Source organism: Oleiphilus sp. HI0043 (assembly GCF_001634935.1).
On record NZ_LWEY01001732.1, the window covers coordinates 1 to 1,150 of the forward strand.

2 protein-coding genes are annotated in these 1,150 nt (G+C 42.7%); one reads left to right on the forward strand and one right to left on the reverse strand.

Going from position 1 to position 1,150, the window contains the following annotated elements:
• The coding region (locus A3729_RS26400; RefSeq protein ID WP_068634452.1) for a PHP domain-containing protein at positions 1-569 on the reverse strand (569 nt) is incomplete at its 3' end.
• A gap of 167 nt (positions 570-736) precedes the next feature.
• Between A3729_RS26400 and A3729_RS26405 the strand changes: the two genes are divergently transcribed.
• Positions 737-1,150: VC0807 family protein (locus A3729_RS26405; RefSeq protein ID WP_304439765.1), on the forward strand; the 414-nt coding region annotated here is incomplete at its 3' end.

Genomic DNA, 1,150 nt, shown 5'->3' on the forward strand with positions numbered 1-1,150 from the left:
ACGACAGCACTCCCCTTTGCGTTAACAATACTATTTACCATGTCTTTTAGCTCTGGCCATAAACTTTTTACATCGCCAACCTTCCCCGCACCCAGATACTTTTTAAAGGCTTCGTTATGATCGCTAACATAAGCTAGGTCAATCATCGCCTGTGCAAAATGAGGTCGGCCAGGGATCCCTGACTGAGTCAAAGCCCGAGCAGCATCTAACAGGCCTGGAAAGCCTTTTTTTTCTAGTTTTTCTGCAATTAGCTCTGCGCGTTGATGACGTGACTGTAACTGCTTTGCTTCAATTTCCTGCATCAAGCCCGAATTCAAGTCATAGTTGTAGGCAAGAACGTGGATGGTAAAGTTTCCCCAAACACATGAAAGCTCGATTCCGGGCACCATTGAAATCCCTTCAACATTTGCTGCGTCAAAAGCTTCTTGCTGACCGGCGACGGTATCGTGGTCAGTTAGAGACAAGAGTTTCACACCATTTGCCGCAGCCCTTTGAATAAGCTCTGTAGGGCTCAAACTGCCATCCGATGACAGGCTATGGCAATGTAAATCTATTGGCGAACGGTTCATAACTCTCCACGATTATCTAAGGTTGGTGTCATTCAGGTTTAATAAAAGCATGTTATGTAAAGATGGTAAGTTTGAACCTTCACAGTTTCCACATATAATCACCAACCTGTAAGCTTATTCACGTACTATTTGTACAACCTTTTAATACGGAACAACGCAATCACCTTATGAGCGAAAATACTATCGACACCTCAACACAGCCAAAGAAGCCTGCACAAAAACAGCAAACCAGTCATTTGTTACTTGAGCTCGCAATCTGCGTTATTTTACCTACCGTTATTCTAAAATATCTGAGCGGCGATGATAGCCTGGGACCTGTATACGCACTAATTTTTGGCCTTTCCTTCCCACTACTCTTTGGTATTTACCAGTTCATCAAAGAGCGAAAATTCGGATTCATCCCAGCGTTAGGCTTTATTAGCATTCTACTCACCAGCGGCATTGGCCTATTGGAACTCGATGCAAAATATATTGCAATCAAAGAAGCCAGCATACCATTGATCATTGCTATAGGTACGATTGTTTCACTAAAAACCAAGTACCCCTTGGTCAAAACATTTATTTATAACGACAAGATTCTG